Origin of the sequence: Muriicola marianensis (genome assembly GCF_014638095.1) — a bacterium.
In the GTDB taxonomy this organism is placed as follows: Bacteria; Bacteroidota; Bacteroidia; order Flavobacteriales; family Flavobacteriaceae; genus Muriicola; species Muriicola marianensis.
In genome coordinates, this window is record NZ_BMFH01000002.1 from 557,827 (window position 1) to 574,608 (window position 16,782).

Consider the following 16,782-nt stretch of genomic DNA (forward strand, 5'->3'; position numbering starts at 1 on the left):
TTAGTTTCTTAGGGGTTTGCCGGTTTTTAACATGTGCTGTATGCGCTCCAGAGTCTTTCGTTCCGTACAGAGTGACAGGAAGGCCTCCCGTTCCAGGTCGAGCAGATACTGCTCACTCACATAACTCGTTTCGGACAGGTCGCCTCCAGCCATCACATAGGCCAGCTTGTCGGCGATCTTCTTATCGTGTTCGGAGATATAGTGGCCGGCCTCCATGGAATCTGTTCCCACTAGGAACATTCCCAAAGCCTGTTTCCCGAGCACCTTCACATCCGTACGACGTATAGGCTGGGTATAGCCTGCTTCTGCCATGAGTTTGGCGTATGCTTTGGCAGTTGCGATCTGACGGTCCTTATTGACCACGACGACATCTTTTCCCTTCTGGAGGATGCCCAGATCGTAAGCCTCATAGGCCGATGTAGAAACCTTGGCCATCCCGATGGTCAGGAAGTACTCCTGGAGGACGTTCAGTTCCACATCATTCTTTCTGAACGTGTCTGATGCCCTGAGCGCCATCTCCTTGGATCCGCCCCCGCCGGGGATCACACCCACACCAAATTCAACCAGTCCGATATAGGTCTCGGCAGCTGCCACTACTTTGTCAGCATGAAGGGAAAGTTCACAACCCCCGCCCAGGCACATACCATGGGGTGCTGCTACAGTGGGAATAGCCGAATACCGCATCCTCATCATGGTATCCTGGAACATTTTTACCGCCATGTTGAGCTCGTCGTATTCCTGTTCAACGGCCATCATAAAGATCATCCCGATATTGGCACCCACGGAGAAATTCGCGGCCTGATTCCCGACCACAAGACCCTGGAAATCCTTTTCCGCCAGGTCGATCCCTTTGTTGAGGCCCGCCAGGACATCTCCGCCTATGGTGTTCATCTTAGATTGGAATTCCACATTGAGGATACCGTCTCCCAGGTCTTCGATGACTACCCCACTATTCCTGAATACTTCCTTGGTCTTGCGGATATTGTCTAGGATGATAAAGGCGTCCTGCCCGGGTACTTTTACCATCTCCTTCTTCTGTACATCGTAATAATAGGTAGCCCCATCTTTTACGGAATAGAAGGAATTGATGCCGGCCGACTTCATTTCGTCTACCCATGCGGCTGCCTTTTGTCCTTCGGCAGAGATGAGTTCCAGACCTTTGTCGAGCCCGATGGCATCCCAGATCTGGAAGGGGCCATGCTCCCAGCCAAAACCGGCTTTCATGGCATCGTCTATCTTGTAGAGCTCATCAGAGATCTCCGGGATCCTGTGCGTTACATAGGCGAATAGCACCCCAAAACTCTTCCTGTAAAACTCCCCTGCCTTGTCTTTGCCTCCTACCAGGATCTTAAACCTGTCTATGACCTTATCAACGGTCTTGGTCAGTTCGAGGGTCGCGAATTTGGCGCTCTTTTTGGAACGGTATTCCATGGTATTGAGATCCAGGGTAAGGATCTCGCTGCCTCCCTTGGGATTGTTCACTTTTTTATAGAATCCCTGTCCTGATTTGCTGCCATACCATTTGTTTTCCGCCATGGTATTGATGAATTCAGGCAGCTTGAAGAGTTCGTGCCTTTCATCTTTTGGACAGTTCTCATGGATTCCGTTGGCTACATGTACCAGGGTATCGAGTCCCACCACATCCACGGTACGGAAAGTGGCAGATTTTGGCCGCCCGATGACCGGACCTGTGAGTTTGTCCACTTCTTCTACGGTGAGATCGAGTTCTTTTACCGCATGGAACAGGCTCATGATGCTGAAGATACCTATCCGGTTACCTATGAAGGCCGGAGTATCTTTTGCCACTACGGAAGTTTTACCCAGGAATTGTTCTCCGTACCCGTTGAGGAATTCCAGGACCTCGGGTTTGGTCTTGGGCCCCGGGATGATCTCAAAAAGCTTGAGGTATCGCGCCGGGTTGAAGAAGTGCGTACCACAAAAGTGCTGCTGGAAGTCTTCTGATCTCCCCTCGCTCATAAAGTGAATCGGGATCCCTGAGGTATTGGAGGTGATCAGAGTTCCCGGTTTGCGGTGTTTTTCGAGGTTTTCGAAAACTTGCTTCTTGATATCGAGCCGTTCTACGACCACTTCTATGATCCAGTCGACCTGCCCTACTTTAGAAATGTCGTCCTCCAGGTTGCCGGTGGTGATCCTGTTGGCAAAATCCTTATGGTAGATAGGGGAGGGCTTCGACTTCAGTGCGGAGGCGAGACTGTCGTTGACCAGTCGGTTGCGCACGACTTTGTCTTTCAGGGTTAGCCCTTTGGCTTTTTCCTTTTCGTTCAGTTCACGGGGGACGATGTCGAGCAACAGCACTTCCACACCAATATTGGCAAAGTGGCAGGCAATTCCGCTACCCATAATCCCCGATCCGATGACGGCTACTTTTTTAATATGCTTGTTCATCAATTCGTTGAGTTAGTTCGTCGTTGATTCATTTTTATAGATCTTTTTTTCGGAGATCACCTGGTTGATGGTTTCCATCACCTCAAAAAAAGCGTTGAGTTGCTGATCAGATAATTGCTCCCGGACCACCTCATTAAACCTGAGTACTACGTCCTTAGAATCTTTCCTTTTCTCTAGACCGAAGGGAGTGAGATAAACCAGCACTCCTCTTCCGTCATCGGGATTAGGCCTTCTCTCGATAAGGCCTTTTTCCTCCATGCTTTTCAGGATCCGTGATAAGCTCGTGGCCTCCATCCCCATTTTGGGGCCCAGGGAGGTGGAGGGGGTCCCTTTTTTTGGGTCGATACTCAATAAGGCGAAACCCACTGCCATGGTCGACCCGAATTTCTTAGCCTCTTCATTGTACATCCTGGCCACAGACTGCCATGTTGCCCTCAGGGCGTAATCAATTGTTATCTCTTGCATAGGTCATGATCTCCAACAAAGATATAAAAATTTATTATGCATGCATAATAAATTTATGAAAATAAAGAGTGAGCTGTCCGTTTTTCAGGATATCGAAAATAAGGGCGGTAAAGGTTAGCTAAACCAGATTGATAATGTAGGAGATACAAGGCGTGCAAACCTACACGTGCCCGTAGATATCGTTGTAGAGGTCGATATACTTTTCCTTGATGATCTTTCGTCTGAGTTTCATAGTAGGAGTAAGGTGCCCGCCCTCTACAGTCCAGGGTTCTGCGGTAAGCCTGAAGGATTTCACCGTTTCCCATTTGGCGAATTGTTCATTGGCATCATCTACTTCTTTCTGGATGCGTTCCTGTACTTCAGGGTCCCTGACGAATTCTTCAGGATTTGATAAATTTTTACTGTGCCTTCTGGCCCATTCCCCAAGGAATTCAAAATTGGGCTGGATTAGGGCGGCTGGCATCTTTTCTCCTTCACCCACTACCATGACCTGCTCGATGAACCGGCTTTGTTTCAGCCTGTTCTCAAGGAGTTGTGGTGCCACATATTTCCCTCCGGAAGTCTTGAACATCTCTTTCTTGCGGTCTGTGATCCTCAAAAATCCGTCATCATCTATCTCTCCTATGTCGCCGGTATGGAAGTATCCGTTGTTTAACACTTCTGCCGTCCTTTCGGGATCTTTGTAATAACCCATCATCACATTGGGGCCCTTGCAAAGGATCTCCCCGTCCTGGGCTATTTTCACTTCCACCCCTTCTATGATGCGTCCGACGGTGCCGATTTTCCATCCCCTGTTTCTCACATCGTTCACAGAGATTACCGGAGAGGTCTCGGTGAGGCCATAACCTTCCATTACAGGGATCCCCACCGCTCCGAAGATTCGTGCCAGTCGGGGCTGCAGGGCAGCACTCCCTGAGACCATGGTCTCGAGGTTCCCTCCCAAACCTTCCTTCCATTTGCTGAATATCAACTTCCTGGCTACACCAAGCCTTCGTTCGTACCACCAGCCATTGGCCCCATAGGGCTGATATTTCAGACCCAATTCGACAGCCCAGAAGAAAAGCTTCTTCTTGATACCTGTAAGGTCCGCACCCTTAGCAATTATCTTGTCGTATACCTTTTCCAGCAACCGGGGTACAACGGTCATAACATTGGGTTTTACCTCTTTCAGGTTATCGCTGATCTTTTCCAGGTTTTCTGCAAAATAAACGTTGATCCCGCAATACTGATAGAGGTAGAGGATCATCCGCTCAAAAATATGGCACACCGGTAAAAAACTCAGGGCGACCCCTCCTTGTTCAAACGGAACCCGGGATTTACTGGCGAGCAGATTTGAAACAATGTTATCATGTGTTAGCATTACGCCCTTCGGCCTGCCCGTGGTTCCCGAGGTATAGATCAGTGTGGCGAGATCTTCGGGCTTTACCTTGCTCTTGCGCATCTCCAGATCTTCCTGTGATGCGGTATCCTCACCAAGGGAAAGCAGCTCTGTCCAGTGTTTGCAGCCGGGGATCTCATCAAAGGAATACACTTCCTTCAGGGAGGGAACCTGATCCTTTATGCTGTTCACCTTGTCGAGAACCTCGGTACAGGAAACAAAACAATAGACAGATTCAGAATGATTCAGGATATAGGCGTAATCTTCTTCCGAAATGGTTGGATAAACAGGAACATTCTGGGCACCGAGCTGTAATACGGCAATATCTATGATGTTCCATTCCGTCCTGTTGGTCATGGAGATGATGGCGATCTTGTCATCGGCTTTCACTCCCATCTCGATCAATGCCCTGCTAACCGTGTTGGCCTGTCGGATATAATTTTGTGTACTGGTAGCTTTCCATTCTCCTTTGTGTTTGGTCACAAAACAATTTTCAGATGGAAAATTTTCAAGTTGGTAGTAGGGAATGTCGAATAGGCGGGTAATACTTTGCATAGGAAGACTATAATGGTCTTTGCAAAGTAATAAAAGGGAGCGGGATTATAAAACGGGATTGATAAATTTAGGCCCCAATTTTTCAGATATTCTTAATTGGTCCGTTGGTCCCTATTCCTCCCTCAATTCAGATAACTTCTAAAGGATTTGACAGAGATCACTTTTCTGAATGCTGTTGCAATAGCCAGTCTCTGGCATTGACAAAAGCTTCAATCCAGGGAGAAACTTCGTCCTGCCTGTCCGGATAATGGGCCCAGTTCCAGGGGAAGATAGACCTTTCGATATGAGGCATGGTCACCAGGTGCCTGCCGGAAGGATCACACAGCATAGCGGCGTTGTGATCGCTGCCATTTGGGTTTGCAGGGTATTGTTTGTATCCGTAGGTCGCCACAATACCATATCTGTCTGCGGGGTAGGGAAGGGAAAACTTCCCTTCACCATGGGAGATCCAAACCCCTAGTGTCGTACCGGCAAGGGAGGAAAGCATTACCGAGTTGTTCTTTTCGATACGCACTGATGTAAAGCTGCTCTCGTGTTTGTGGGAGTCGTTATAGGTCATCTTGCCGTGTATATCGTGATCCGGGTTGATCAGTTCCAGCTCCATGAACAACTGACAGCCGTTGCAAATGCCAACAGACAGCGTATCCGGTCTGGAAAAGAATCGTTCCAGGGCCTGTCTGGCCTTTTCGTTATAGCGGAACGCCCCGGCCCAGCCTTTGGCACTGCCCAGGACATCTGAATTTGAGAATCCACCCACGGCTCCGATAAACTGGATGTCTTCCAGGGTTTCTCTTCCTGCGATCAGGTCGGTCATATGTACGTCCTTCACCTCGAATCCGGCCAGGTACATGGCATGGGCCATCTCCCGTTCAGAATTACTCCCTTTTTCCCTGAGGATCGCGGCCTTGGGTCTCGTCCCCTGATGTACGGGGAGGGTGCCTCCAAACCGTTCCGGGAAACGATAGATCAGTGGCTGGTTCTTGTAATTCTCATAACGCTGTTTCGCAAGGTCACCGGCTGTCTGTTTAGAGTCGAGCAAGTAGGAAGTCCTATACCATAACTGACGCTGTTCGTATACATCGAGCTGCAGGTCGTGCTTACCATTACTGATCTTCAGTTCCGGCGATGGAATCACGTTTCCAATGTGGTGGTATACGATTCCCTCCTGCTCCAGGACCTCTGCAACCTTCTTGCTTCGGGCCTGGAATACCAGTCCTGCATTTTCTGCAAACAGGAGTTTAATAGTATCATCTTCTCCCAGGGAGCTTAGGTCGAGTTCTGCTCCGATCTGGTTGTCTGCAAAGCACATCTCGAGCAGGGTGGTGATGAGTCCGCCTGAGGCCACGTCATGCCCTGCGAGGATATCCCCATCTTTAATCAGACTTTGCAGGGTGTTAAAGGCCTTGCGGAAATAGGCTGCATCCTTCACCGAAGGAGCCTTTTGGCCAACTTTGTTCAGGGTCTGGGCGAAGGAAGATCCTCCCAGAGAAAATTCATCCTGCGACAGGTTGAGGTAATAGAGATCACCCCCTTTATTCTTCAGAACCGGTTCCACCACCTTGCGGATATCACTGCAGTGGGCTGCTGCCGAGATGATCACGGTTCCGGGGGACAGCACTTCCTTATCCTCGTATTTCTGCTTCATGGAGAGGGAATCCTTTCCTGTAGGCACATTGATCCCCAGGGCGATAGCAAATTCAGAGACCGCTTCAACAGCTTCATAGAGCCTGGCATCTTCTCCCGGATTGCGGCAGGGCCACATCCAGTTGGCGGAAAGGGATACGGAGTCAAGGCCTTTTTCGAGGGGGGCCCAAACCATATTGGTCAGGGCTTCCGCTATGCTGTTGCGGCTACCGGCCTCAGGATCTATAAGCCCGGAAATAGGGGAATGCCCGATAGAGGTCGCAACTCCCTGTACCCCTTTAAAGTCGAGTGCCATCACACCCACGTTGTTAAGCGGGAGTTGAAGCGGACCCGCACATTGCTGTACGGCAACCCTTCCACCCACACACCGGTCGACCTTGTTAGTGAGCCAGTCCTTGCAGGCTACGGCTTCCAGCTGAAGCACTCCACTCAGATACTTTTTAAATTCCCTTATGTCATAGGTTGGGTCAGCGTATGTGCGGTCTACGGTCTCATCTGTCATTATGGTTTTAGGAGAACTGCCGAACATATCTGTCAGCTCGAGGTCCATCGGCTTTTCATTCCTCTTTTCCGATGTAAAAGTGAATCTCTGATCTCCGGTGGCGACTCCTACCTCATACATGGGGGCTCTTTCCCGCTGGGCGATCCTTTCCAGGAAACTACAGTCCTCTTCTCCTATGACAAGGCCCATGCGCTCTTGTGATTCATTCCCGATGATCTCCTTGGCTGAGAGGGTGGGATCCCCTATGGGCAATTTATCCATGTCGATCAGTCCCCCGGTTTCCTCCACCAATTCGGAGAGACAATTCAGATGTCCGCCTGCGCCGTGGTCATGGATAGAAACTACGGGATTGGTATCGTTCTCCACCAGTCCCCTGATGGCATTAGCGGCCCTTTTCTGCATCTCGGGGTTGGAGCGCTGAACGGCGTTCAGTTCGATGGCCGAGCTAAATTCTCCCGTGTCTGCACTCGATACTGCTGCTCCGCCCATGCCTATCCTGTAGTTGTCCCCGCCAAGGATCACAATCCTGTCTCCTTTTTTAGGTGTTTCCTTCAGGGCCTGGGAAGCTTTTCCATATCCGATCCCGCCTGCCAGCATAATCACTTTATCATAGCCAAGTACTCTCCCGTGCTCTTCGTGCTCAAAGGTGAGCACGGAACCGGCGATAAGGGGCTGACCGAACTTGTTCCCGAAATCTGAGGCTCCGTTAGATGCTTTGATAAGGATGTCCATTGGGGTCTGGTAAAGCCAGGGTCGTGGTTGCATGCTCTCTTCCCAGGGATGACCCTTTTCCAGACGCGAATAAGCCGTCATGTAGACTGCAGTACCCGCCAGGGGCAATGAACCCTTCCCTCCGGCGAGCCGGTCCCTGATCTCTCCCCCCGAACCTGTGGCCGCCCCATTAAAGGGCTCCACCGTGGTCGGAAAATTATGAGTCTCTGCCTTGAGGGAAAGAACGGATTCAAAATGGGTTTCCTTGTAAAAATCGGGTTTGTCCGGTGAAGCAGGTGCAAATTGCACTACTTCCGGTCCTTTTATAAAGGCTACGTTGTCCTTGTATGCCGAAACGATGCTGTTGGGGTGCTCCTGGGAGGTCTTTTTTATGAGTTTGAACAGGGATGAGGGTTTCTCCTCACCATCTATCACAAAGGTCCCGTTAAAGATCTTGTGACGGCAGTGTTCCGAATTTACCTGGCTGAATCCAAAGACTTCGGAGTCCGTGAGCGGCCTGCCCAGTTTGTTAGAAAGATTTTCCAGGTATGCTATCTCCTCCTCGCTCAGGGCAAGACCCTCAGCAGTATTGTAAGCTGCGATATCCTCTACAGGTTTAATCGTTTCAATCTCCACAAAGATCTTAAATACATCCTGGGTCAGTCTGTCATATTTCTGGGAGAGCATAGGGTCATAATCCCTGAAATCTTTTTTTACAGCGTGGAATTCCTCGATCCTGCTGATCCCTTCAATTCCCATGTTCTGGGTGATCTCCGTGGCGTTGGTACTCCAGGGAGTGATCATGGCAGCTCTGGGCCCAACAAAAAAAGCGTCGAGAGACGCCGTTTTCAATAGGGGTTGATTGCCAAAAAGCCATATCAGTTTCTCCGTATCCGTGCCACTCAATTCCCTTTGGGCTTCCAGTGCGTATACCTTGTGTGCGGGGTCCCCGAAAAAATAGATCATGTAGAAGGTTTAAAGAGCTTGTAATGAAGCCACAAATTTACACTAAATCTGCTTCTTTTCGCCCTGCACTCCGGGTCAGTTTTCAAGGGGTGTTGTTCATTACTTCAGAAAGCCGAGGGGTACTTGCCTTATTTACTACGGAGTGATGCCATATAAAAACCATCGTATCCCGAAGAATGGGCAAATACATGACGCTCCTTCTCCAGCTCAAAGGAGTTTCCTTCCGGGCTTTTCAGGAATTCCTCAATTTGTTCTGAATTTTCGCGGGGCAGGATGGAACAGGTAGCGTAGACCATTTTGCCTCCGGGTTTTACCATTTTGCTGTAGTCTGTCAAAAGCTGTTTTTGGGTTTCCGTGATCCCGTCCAGATCAGAGGGTTGGAGTTTCCACTTGGTATCCGGGTTCCGCCTCAACACGCCCAGCCCTGTACAAGGGACATCGATCAAAACCCGATCGGCTTTCCCATGTAGTTTTTTGATCGTTTTTGTCGATTCGATCAGGCGGGTCTCCAGATTGTGTACCCCGTTGCGGCGAGCGCGTCTCTTTAGTTCATGTAATTTTTGGGGATAGATGTCGAGTCCTATCAACTGTCCCTTATTTTCCATCAGAGCGGCGAGGTGAAGCGACTTGCCCCCGGCGCCTGCACAGGCATCGATCACCCGCATTCCGGGCTCTACTTCCAGCATGGGTGCTACCAGTTGGGAGGAGGCATCCTGTACTTCAAAGAGTCCGTCTTTGAAGGCCTGGGTAGTAAAGACGTTGGTTCGTTCCTTGAGGACCAGGGCATGTGGATATCCCTGTATGGGATCCGTCGCGATTCCTTCATCGAGGAGGTGCTTTCGTAGGAAGGGCAGGCTTGTCTTGAGGGTGTTGGTCCTTAAAACTACAGGCGCCGGCTGGTTCAGGGCGTGGATCTCCTTTTCCCAGAAAGCTTCTTTAAAAGATTCCAGCCCGAGTTCGTCCATCCAGTCGGGGATAGACTCCCGGTATTTCCTGATCTTTGAAAGCTCGTCGAACCTTCCCTTGATCCGGCGGGCAGGCGTATCTTCCAGTTGCTTCCAGTTGGGCAGGGGTATACCCCTCAGTACGGCCCACACCGCAAAAAGTCGGAAGAAATTGGAGCGGTCAAAGGGTTCTCTGACCTCTGCAATCTCGGCGTATAACCGTTTCCAGCGCACGATGTCATAAAGGGTCTCGGCAATGAATCCTCTGTCTCTGGATCCCCACCGCTTATCTCTCTTCAGGATCTGTTCCACGGCCTTGGAGGCATAGACCCCTTCATTGAAGATCAAATCAAGTCCGTCTACCACGGCAAAGACAAGGTTTCTGTGAAGGCGCATTAGAAAATTTTAGACCGCAAAGGTATCGTTTTGGAGAGGATTCCCTGTATTTTTGATGAAATTATCACCCATGCGAATTTTCATATTCCTGTTCCTGTCCATCCTGCTTCTCAGCTGTTCCGAAAAAAAACAGGTAAAAACATTCAGCACAGTAAAGGTCACGGACCTTTTTACGGATTCCGTCAGTATTCGGGCCCTGGAAGTGATGCAAGGCAGTGTGGCTTTTGCAGGCACCGGCGGGGTTTTTGGTGCCCTGGATCTGCAATCCGGACAGATCAGGATCAAACAACAACGCTACGATACTATTTACCCTGAATTCCGGGCGGTGGCACATACCCCGTCAGATTTTTTTATGCTCTCAGCAGGAAGGCCAGCCCTTCTCTTTAAAACAGGGAACCAGGGTCTGATGGAACTGGTATATAAAGAAGATGAGGAAGGGGTTTTCTACGACGCCATGGCTTTCTGGAATGAAAAGGAAGGACTGGCAGCAGGGGATGAGATGGGTGGATGCTTATCCCTGCTCATCACCAGGGACGGAGGATCTACCTGGAACAAAATGGATTGTGCTGACCTGCCGGAAACGATTCCGGGCGAAGGGGCTTTTGCGGCCAGCAACACCAATATTGCGATTGTGGGAGACAGGGCCTGGATAGGTACTACGGAAGGTCGGGTCTGGTTTACACCGGACAAGGGCAGGAGCTGGGAAGTATTTGAGACACCTGTTCGCAGTGATGAACCGACCCTGGGGATCTATACCCTTGATTTTTATTCAGATGAAGTAGGGATTGCCATGGGAGGAGATTATACAAATCCTGAAGGAATGGCAGGGAACAAAGCCTTGACTGAGGACGGGGGCCGGACCTGGGAGCTCTTGGCGGAGGGAGGACTTCCCGGGTATACTAGTTGTGTTCAGTTCATACCAGATACAGGGGGGCAGGGACTTGTCGCGGTTTCATACTCCGGCATATACTATTCTTCTGACAGGGGGAAACAGTGGTCATCCCTCTCGGCAGAACCCTTTTATACACTTCGGTTTGTAAACGATTCTACCGCATATGCAGCCGGAAAATTCCGGATCTCCAAACTTGAATTCCAATAAAAAAGGGCAGACATGGTCTACCCTTTTCCAACTAACAAACGACTCCTTTTAAAAAGTCAACCCAAATCTAATTATATATAAACAACCTTATAGGTCCTGCCAATTCTCTGGTAATGCACGCCTCTGAAGGCAAAGTACTTTCTCCCTTTTACTAAGACCACCTTGTGACCTCTAGGGAGTGTGTTGATCACGATCCCCCTGGGGGCTGCACAAACGACATATTTCCTGCCCCTTGTCTTATACCACACCCCGTCTGCAAGGTGATAGCGTATTCCTTTGTGAATGACGAGTTTAGGCTTGTGGATGGTGGTCACCACCGTGCCGTGCTTGGGGTACACCTTCACCACTCGTTGTGCATTCACGGCACTCATGGCCCCGAACAGGGCGACTACGATCAATAGAATTCTAAGCTTTTTCATAACAGTTTTTTTATGGGTTATATCTCTAAGACTGCAGAAAAAGCCGGGGGTTTAATAGAAAAAGGGGCCAATCGCCCCTTTTTCAATGCTATTTATCGATTTCTGTCTATTGCCTCCGTTGACGGATCTGCTGGAGCAGCCTTCTCTTGAAATCGTCCTCCGCCTTGATCAGTAAAAATGTTTTCCTGGCCGAGATCAGGTTCGTCATCCGTTTCAAAAATGCCGTGTTCTTCCTGTTCCGCTCTTCCTGCAATGCCAGGTACTGGTCCATCAGCTGCTGGATCTGCTGATCAGACATGTTCCGGAAATCCTGCAGTCTGTTGCGTATCTCATCCCGTTCCCGTAACCTGAGCTCCTCCATTGCAGCTTCGTGTTCATTGTACACTGGCCAGAATACGGCTGCCTCATCGCTGGTCAGGCTCAACCTTTCTGTTATAAAGGCGATCTTCAGGGATTTTATCTTGTCCATACCCGACCCGGTCTGTGCAAAACTCAGGGTGCAGGACAGGAGCAGGGCCAGGATTAATAACTTACTGATACTCTTCATGTGTTTCGATATTTAATTCGTCCAAATCATCTATGGAATCTTCGAGGTAATCCAGGATCTCATCCTGGTCTACGGAGGATTCCATGAAATCACCGATTTCCAGCTCGGAAACCGGAAGTACTTCGGCCAATTCGTAGCTGCTGAGCTCCAGGTCTCGCGACTCGATATACTGGGTGATCTCCGCCTGGGCAAGGTCGTCAAAGGTGGGAGTACTCGTGTTGTTCTTTTCCAACCCAATGATCAGCACAACAAGGACAGCAATAGCGGCCGCTGCATATAGGAAAGGTCTGAAAGGTTTCAGAGTAAAAACCTTCGTTTCCCGTTGCAGTGTTTTGTCCTGGATCTTCTCTTCCAACCCGTCAAAATAACCTTCAGGGATCTTAAAACCCTCTTTCGAAGGCAGTGCAGAAGTGTCCTTTTCCTCCAATTTGTTCAGGACACGCTCAGACAGGCCCTCGAAGTATCCCGGGGGAGTTGTAAAACCGTTCTTTTTTGGTATCTCTTTCATGTCTTAGGTATGACAGTGCTCACTGTCAAGGGTTTAATCTGATTTTAGAAAGGCCTCAATTTTTTTTGTGGCCAGGTGGTAGGAGGCTTTTAAACCGCCCACCGATGTGTCGAGGATCTCTGCGATCTCCTCGTATTTCATCTCTTCATAGTACTTCATATTAAAGACCAGCTTCTGTTTCTCGGGCAGGCGTGCGATGGCCTGCTGCAACTTCAATTGTATGGCATCCCCTTCGAAATACACATCGGCCTGAAGGTTATCTGCCTTTCTCTCTATGAGTTCATCGCTGCTCACCCCCAGTTTCCTCGATTTGCTCTTGAGGAAACTCAGGGCCTCATTGGTGCCGATGCGGTACATCCAGGAGTACAGTTTGCTATCCCCCTTGAATTTGTCGATGTTCCGAAAAACCTTGATAAAGGTGTTTTGCAATACGTCATCGGCATCGTCATGGTCGAGGACTATCCTCCGGATATGCCAGTAAAGGCGTTCTTTATAGGTGTTGATAAGCACCTCAAAGGCCTTGGCCTGGGTCTCCTTTTGTTTGAGTTCTCGAACTAAGGTTTCTTCAGCAATCAAAGTTAGTCTGTTATTTCCCTAAGACGGTGTTTTACGCCAAAGGTTTAATCCGACGACCGTTTAAGGTTAAATGTAGCAATTTTAATACCGAATCACGGGTCGGGACTATGAAGTCTTTAGTCAAAGGATTGCATGGCCACCAATTTGTGGTAGACCCCTTTCTTAGCCATCAGAGCCTCGTGGGTACCTGTTTCCAGGACCTTTCCTTTATCTAAAACTATAATGGCATCTGCTTTCTGTATGGTCGAAAGGCGGTGGGCGATCACCAGGGAGGTACGATGGGCCATCAGTTTTTCGAGGGCGTCCTGAACCAGGCGCTCGCTCTCCGTATCCAGGGCGGAAGTGGCCTCATCAAGGATCATGATAGGAGGGTTTTTCAACACTGCCCGGGCAATGGATAACCGTTGCTTCTGTCCGCCGCTCAACTTGTTTCCGCTGTCCCCTATATTGGTATCATAACCCTGGGGAAGCTGGGAGATGAATTCATGGGCATTGGCGATCTTCGCCGCTTCCACGATCTCATCATCTGTCGCATTTTCCCTGCCCAGTGCTATGTTGTTTCGCACGGTATCATTGAACAGGATGGATTCCTGGGTGACCAGCCCCATGAGTCCCCTGAGAGACTGTTTCGTCAGGCTTTTGATATTGACCCCATCGATCTTGATCTCCCCCTGGTCCACATCGTAAAATCGGGTGACGAGGTTTGCGATGGTACTTTTACCGGAACCGGATTGTCCTACCAGGGCTACGGTCTTGCCTTTGGGTACCTCAAGGCTGAAGTTCTGGAGCACCCAATCCTCTTCGTATTTGAATGAGATGTCTTCCAGGGTGATGGCCGATTGAAATTCACTTTTATCCAGGGCATCTTCTGCATCCTTGATAGGGTTTTCAGTCTCGAGGATCTGCAGGACCCGTTCGGCGGCGGCATTTCCTTTCTTTACGCCGTAAGACGCCTTGCTGATGGCCTTAGCCGGGGTGAGAATATTATAGGCCAGCCCCATATACGCGATAAAAGAAGACGCATCCAGAGTCTTGTCTACCAGGACCATCTTTCCCCCGAACCACAACAAAACCCCTATGACCACAATACCCAGGAACTCACCGGTGGGACTCGCCAGGTTCTGACGGTTAAGGAGTTTGTTGGAATAATGGAAAAACCGTTCGGTGGAGGCGCTGAAAACCTTGAAAAACCTCGACTCGGCATTAAAAGCTTTGATCACTCTCAATCCCCCAAGTGTTTCCTCCACGATAGAGAGGAATTCCCCCTGTTCCCTCTGTACCCGGTCCGACTGTTTTTTCAGGGATTTTCCGATGCGGGAAATGATCATACCCGCTAATGGGATAAAGATAAATACGAAGACGGTAAGCTTCACGCTGATAAAGAACATGACAGCGATCGTGAAAAGAATGGTCAGCGGTTCTCTTACCAGGAGTTCCAGGATTGAGAGAAAGGAATGCTGTATCTCCAGGACGTCTGAAGTGATCCTTGCGATCACATCCCCTTTCCGCTTTTCGGAATAAAAAGCGATGGGCAACTCCGTAATCTTTCTATACATGTTATTCCTGATGTCTTTGAGCACCCCATTCCTGAGAAAGGTAATGAAGTACATCGCCAGGTAATTAAATAGATTTTTCAGAAGGAAAAGCACTAGAACGAGACCGATCACCAGCACGAGAGCCTGCATTTCATCCGATTCTGAATAGGAGGTGAGACGGTAACTCAGGTATTCCTGCGCATAGTCCTTAAGGTTCCCAATACCCGTATAGACAGGTTCATCATACACCTTCTCGGTCTGCTTGAAAAGCACGTCCAGCATGGGGATCAGTGCTGCAAAGGACAGGGCGCTGAACAAGGCGTACAGGAGATTGAAAAAGATATTGAGAAAGGCGTATTTCCGGTAGGGTACCGCAAAACGCAGGATCTTTCTGAAGTAGTTCATCAGTCCAGGTTCAGTTCGTGCAGGATTCGGGACAATTTGGTGTCCATGGTCTCATTGACCTTTTTGAAATCAGCCGCATTTTTCAGCTCTGTATTCACTGAGAAATAGAATTTGATCTTAGGCTCAGTACCACTCGGCCGGGCTGCCATGCGGGTGCCGTCTTCGGTAGTGTAGATGAGGACGTTCGACTTCGGGAGGGCGATGGGGGTGACCTTGCCCGTCCTGAGGTCTGTGGAGGTGGAGGTATTGTAATCGTCAACGGTGATCACCTCAGAGCCGTCCAGGGATTTCACTGGATTCTCCTTGTAATCCTGCATCATTTGTGCGATCTCTTGTGCACCACTCATCCCTTTTTTGGTCAGGGAAACCAATTTTTCCTTGTAGAATCCGAATTCCACATAGCATTTGATCAGCTCCTCATAAAAAGAACTGCCCTTGGCCTTCGCCATAGATCCGATCTCACAGGCCAGCAGGGTAGAGGTGACCGCATCCTTGTCGCGGACGAAATCGCCAACCATAAAACCAAAACTCTCTTCCCCTCCACCTATAAAATGTTGTACAGGGTAATCCACGATCATCTTTGCGATCCATTTGAATCCGGTGAGGGAAGTCTTGCATTCCACCCCATAGGCATCGGCCAGGTCCTGCATCATGGGTGTGGATACAATGGTGGAGGCGATGAATTCATTGCCTTTGAATCCTTTCTTCTTGTGCTGGTCCAGTAAAAACTTGGTCATCAGGACCATGGTCTGGTTCCCGTTCAGCAATTCCATGTCTCCCTCTGGGTTTCTTACCGCGATTCCCAGGCGGTCACTGTCGGGATCGGTTCCCACTACCATGTCTGCCCCGATCTCCTCAGCCTTTTTCATCGCCAGGGTAAGGGCTTCCGGTTCTTCAGGGTTAGGGGATACTACTGTGGGGAATGCCCCGTCTGGTTTTGCCTGTTCCTCAATGATGGTGACCTTGCTGTATCCGGCCCTTTTCAGCACTTCCGGGATCGCTGTAATGGAGGTTCCGTGTAGGGAAGTAAAGACGATAGAGAAGTCGTCTTTACCGGGGGCGTTGAAATTGCCGTTTTGCACGGAATCGTTTATAAATGCTTCGTCTACTTCCTTATCGATGAGCTCGATAAAAGATTCATCAGCTTTGAACTTAACATCTTCTATTTTCAGCCTGTTGATCTCCCCAATAATCTCTTTGTCCTGGGGTGGGACGATCTGCCCTCCATCAGTCCAGTAGACCTTGTATCCATTGTATTCCGGCGGGTTGTGGGAGGCAGTGAGTACTACCCCGGCCTGGCAACCCAGGTGCCGGACGGCAAAGGACAGCTCTGGCGTAGTCCTCAGTTCCGAAAAGAGATATACCTTGATCTTGTTGGCTGAAAACACTTCGGCCACAGTTCTGGCCAGTGTATCGCTGTTATGACGGCAGTCGTACGCGATCACAACCTTCAGGGACGTATCCGGATAGACCTTGCGAAGGTAGTTGCTCAGCCCCTGAGTGCTTTTTCCCAGGGTGTATTTATTGATCCTGTTAGTGCCCACTCCCATAACACCCCGCATCCCGCCAGTGCCGAACTCCATATTCTTATAGAACCGGTCCTTCAATTCTTCGGGATCATTCTCGATGAGGTGCTGTATTTCTTTCTTGACTGCTGGATCAAAAAAATCGGTGAGCCAGGTCTTGGCCGTCGCTAGGATGTCATTCATGGGAATTGTGTTGGAAA

At 49.6% G+C, this 16,782-nt stretch carries 12 protein-coding genes; 1 reads left to right on the forward strand and 11 read right to left on the reverse strand.

What is annotated here, in order from left to right:
• The 5 genes from IEV19_RS13445 to IEV19_RS13465 all read right to left on the reverse strand — a co-directional run bounded on the left by IEV19_RS13445 (nucleotide 1) and on the right by IEV19_RS13465 (nucleotide 9,967).
• Nucleotides 1–2,406 (reverse strand): 3-hydroxyacyl-CoA dehydrogenase/enoyl-CoA hydratase family protein, encoded by a 2,406-nt coding sequence (locus IEV19_RS13445; protein WP_188371246.1) that lies wholly within the window; start codon nucleotides 2,404–2,406, stop codon nucleotides 1–3.
• A 12-nt stretch (nucleotides 2,407–2,418) separates the two neighbouring features.
• On the reverse strand, nucleotides 2,419–2,871 hold the full coding sequence (locus IEV19_RS13450) for a MarR family winged helix-turn-helix transcriptional regulator (protein WP_188371247.1): 453 nt from the start codon (nucleotides 2,869–2,871) through the stop codon (nucleotides 2,419–2,421).
• Between the two features lie 160 nt (nucleotides 2,872–3,031).
• Nucleotides 3,032–4,804 carry an AMP-dependent synthetase/ligase gene (locus IEV19_RS13455; RefSeq protein ID WP_188371248.1) on the reverse strand — a complete coding sequence of 591 codons (1,773 nt, stop codon included), beginning with the start codon at nucleotides 4,802–4,804 and terminating at the stop codon, nucleotides 3,032–3,034.
• 157 nt (nucleotides 4,805–4,961) lie between these two features.
• Nucleotides 4,962–8,627 (reverse strand): phosphoribosylformylglycinamidine synthase, encoded by a 3,666-nt coding sequence (gene purL, locus IEV19_RS13460; protein WP_188371249.1) that lies wholly within the window; start codon nucleotides 8,625–8,627, stop codon nucleotides 4,962–4,964.
• 128 nt (nucleotides 8,628–8,755) lie between these two features.
• On the reverse strand, nucleotides 8,756–9,967 hold the full coding sequence (locus IEV19_RS13465; RefSeq protein ID WP_188371250.1) for an RsmB/NOP family class I SAM-dependent RNA methyltransferase: 1,212 nt from the start codon (nucleotides 9,965–9,967) through the stop codon (nucleotides 8,756–8,758).
• Between the two features lie 70 nt (nucleotides 9,968–10,037).
• Between IEV19_RS13465 and IEV19_RS13470 the strand changes: the two genes are divergently transcribed.
• Nucleotides 10,038–11,066, forward strand: coding sequence for a WD40/YVTN/BNR-like repeat-containing protein (locus IEV19_RS13470; protein ID WP_188371251.1), 1,029 nt, complete (start codon nucleotides 10,038–10,040; stop codon nucleotides 11,064–11,066).
• 71 nt (nucleotides 11,067–11,137) lie between these two features.
• Here the strand turns inward: IEV19_RS13470 and IEV19_RS13475 are convergent, their stop codons facing one another.
• From IEV19_RS13475 to IEV19_RS13500, 6 genes are all read right to left on the reverse strand, one after another.
• On the reverse strand, nucleotides 11,138–11,485 hold the full coding sequence (locus IEV19_RS13475) for a DUF6515 family protein (protein WP_188371252.1): 348 nt from the start codon (nucleotides 11,483–11,485) through the stop codon (nucleotides 11,138–11,140).
• Nucleotides 11,486–11,591: 106 nt separating this feature from the next.
• Complete coding sequence (locus IEV19_RS13480; RefSeq protein ID WP_188371253.1) at nucleotides 11,592–12,032, reverse strand: hypothetical protein; 441 nt, start codon at nucleotides 12,030–12,032, stop codon at nucleotides 11,592–11,594.
• Nucleotides 12,016–12,540, reverse strand: a complete 525-nt coding sequence (locus IEV19_RS13485) for a hypothetical protein (protein WP_188371254.1) — start codon at nucleotides 12,538–12,540, stop codon at nucleotides 12,016–12,018. Before IEV19_RS13485 ends, IEV19_RS13480 begins: the two co-directional genes overlap by 17 nt.
• A 33-nt stretch (nucleotides 12,541–12,573) precedes the next feature.
• The gene (locus IEV19_RS13490) at nucleotides 12,574–13,116 is read right to left on the reverse strand and encodes an RNA polymerase sigma factor (protein ID WP_188371255.1); all 543 of its coding nucleotides are present in this window, start codon (nucleotides 13,114–13,116) and stop codon (nucleotides 12,574–12,576) included.
• Between the two features lie 116 nt (nucleotides 13,117–13,232).
• Entirely contained in the window at nucleotides 13,233–15,056 is a 1,824-nt protein-coding gene (locus IEV19_RS13495) for an ABC transporter ATP-binding protein (protein WP_188371256.1), read from the reverse strand.
• Entirely contained in the window at nucleotides 15,056–16,765 is a 1,710-nt protein-coding gene (locus IEV19_RS13500) for a phospho-sugar mutase (protein WP_188371257.1), read from the reverse strand. Before IEV19_RS13500 ends, IEV19_RS13495 begins: the two co-directional genes overlap by 1 nt.
• Nucleotides 16,766–16,782 lie beyond the last annotated feature (17 nt).

Bases quoted from the DNA above. Each gene is read 5' to 3' on its own strand.
- IEV19_RS13475 (WP_188371252.1), bottom strand. From the start codon at position 11,485: ATGAAAAAGCTTAGAATTCTATTGATCGTAGTCGCCCTGTTCGGGGCC.
- IEV19_RS13455 (WP_188371248.1), bottom strand. From the start codon at position 4,804: ATGCAAAGTATTACCCGCCTATTCGACATTCCCTACTACCAACTTGAA.
- IEV19_RS13445 (WP_188371246.1), bottom strand. From the start codon at position 2,406: ATGAACAAGCATATTAAAAAAGTAGCCGTCATCGGATCGGGGATTATG.
- IEV19_RS13480 (WP_188371253.1), bottom strand. From the start codon at position 12,032: ATGAAGAGTATCAGTAAGTTATTAATCCTGGCCCTGCTCCTGTCCTGC.
- IEV19_RS13500 (WP_188371257.1), bottom strand. From the start codon at position 16,765: ATGAATGACATCCTAGCGACGGCCAAGACCTGGCTCACCGATTTTTTT.
- IEV19_RS13450 (WP_188371247.1), bottom strand. From the start codon at position 2,871: ATGCAAGAGATAACAATTGATTACGCCCTGAGGGCAACATGGCAGTCT.
- IEV19_RS13495 (WP_188371256.1), bottom strand. From the start codon at position 15,056: ATGAACTACTTCAGAAAGATCCTGCGTTTTGCGGTACCCTACCGGAAA.
- IEV19_RS13470 (WP_188371251.1), top strand. From the start codon at position 10,038: ATGCGAATTTTCATATTCCTGTTCCTGTCCATCCTGCTTCTCAGCTGT.
- purL (WP_188371249.1), bottom strand. From the start codon at position 8,627: ATGATCTATTTTTTCGGGGACCCCGCACACAAGGTATACGCACTGGAA.
- IEV19_RS13485 (WP_188371254.1), bottom strand. From the start codon at position 12,540: ATGAAAGAGATACCAAAAAAGAACGGTTTTACAACTCCCCCGGGATAC.
- IEV19_RS13465 (WP_188371250.1), bottom strand. From the start codon at position 9,967: ATGCGCCTTCACAGAAACCTTGTCTTTGCCGTGGTAGACGGACTTGAT.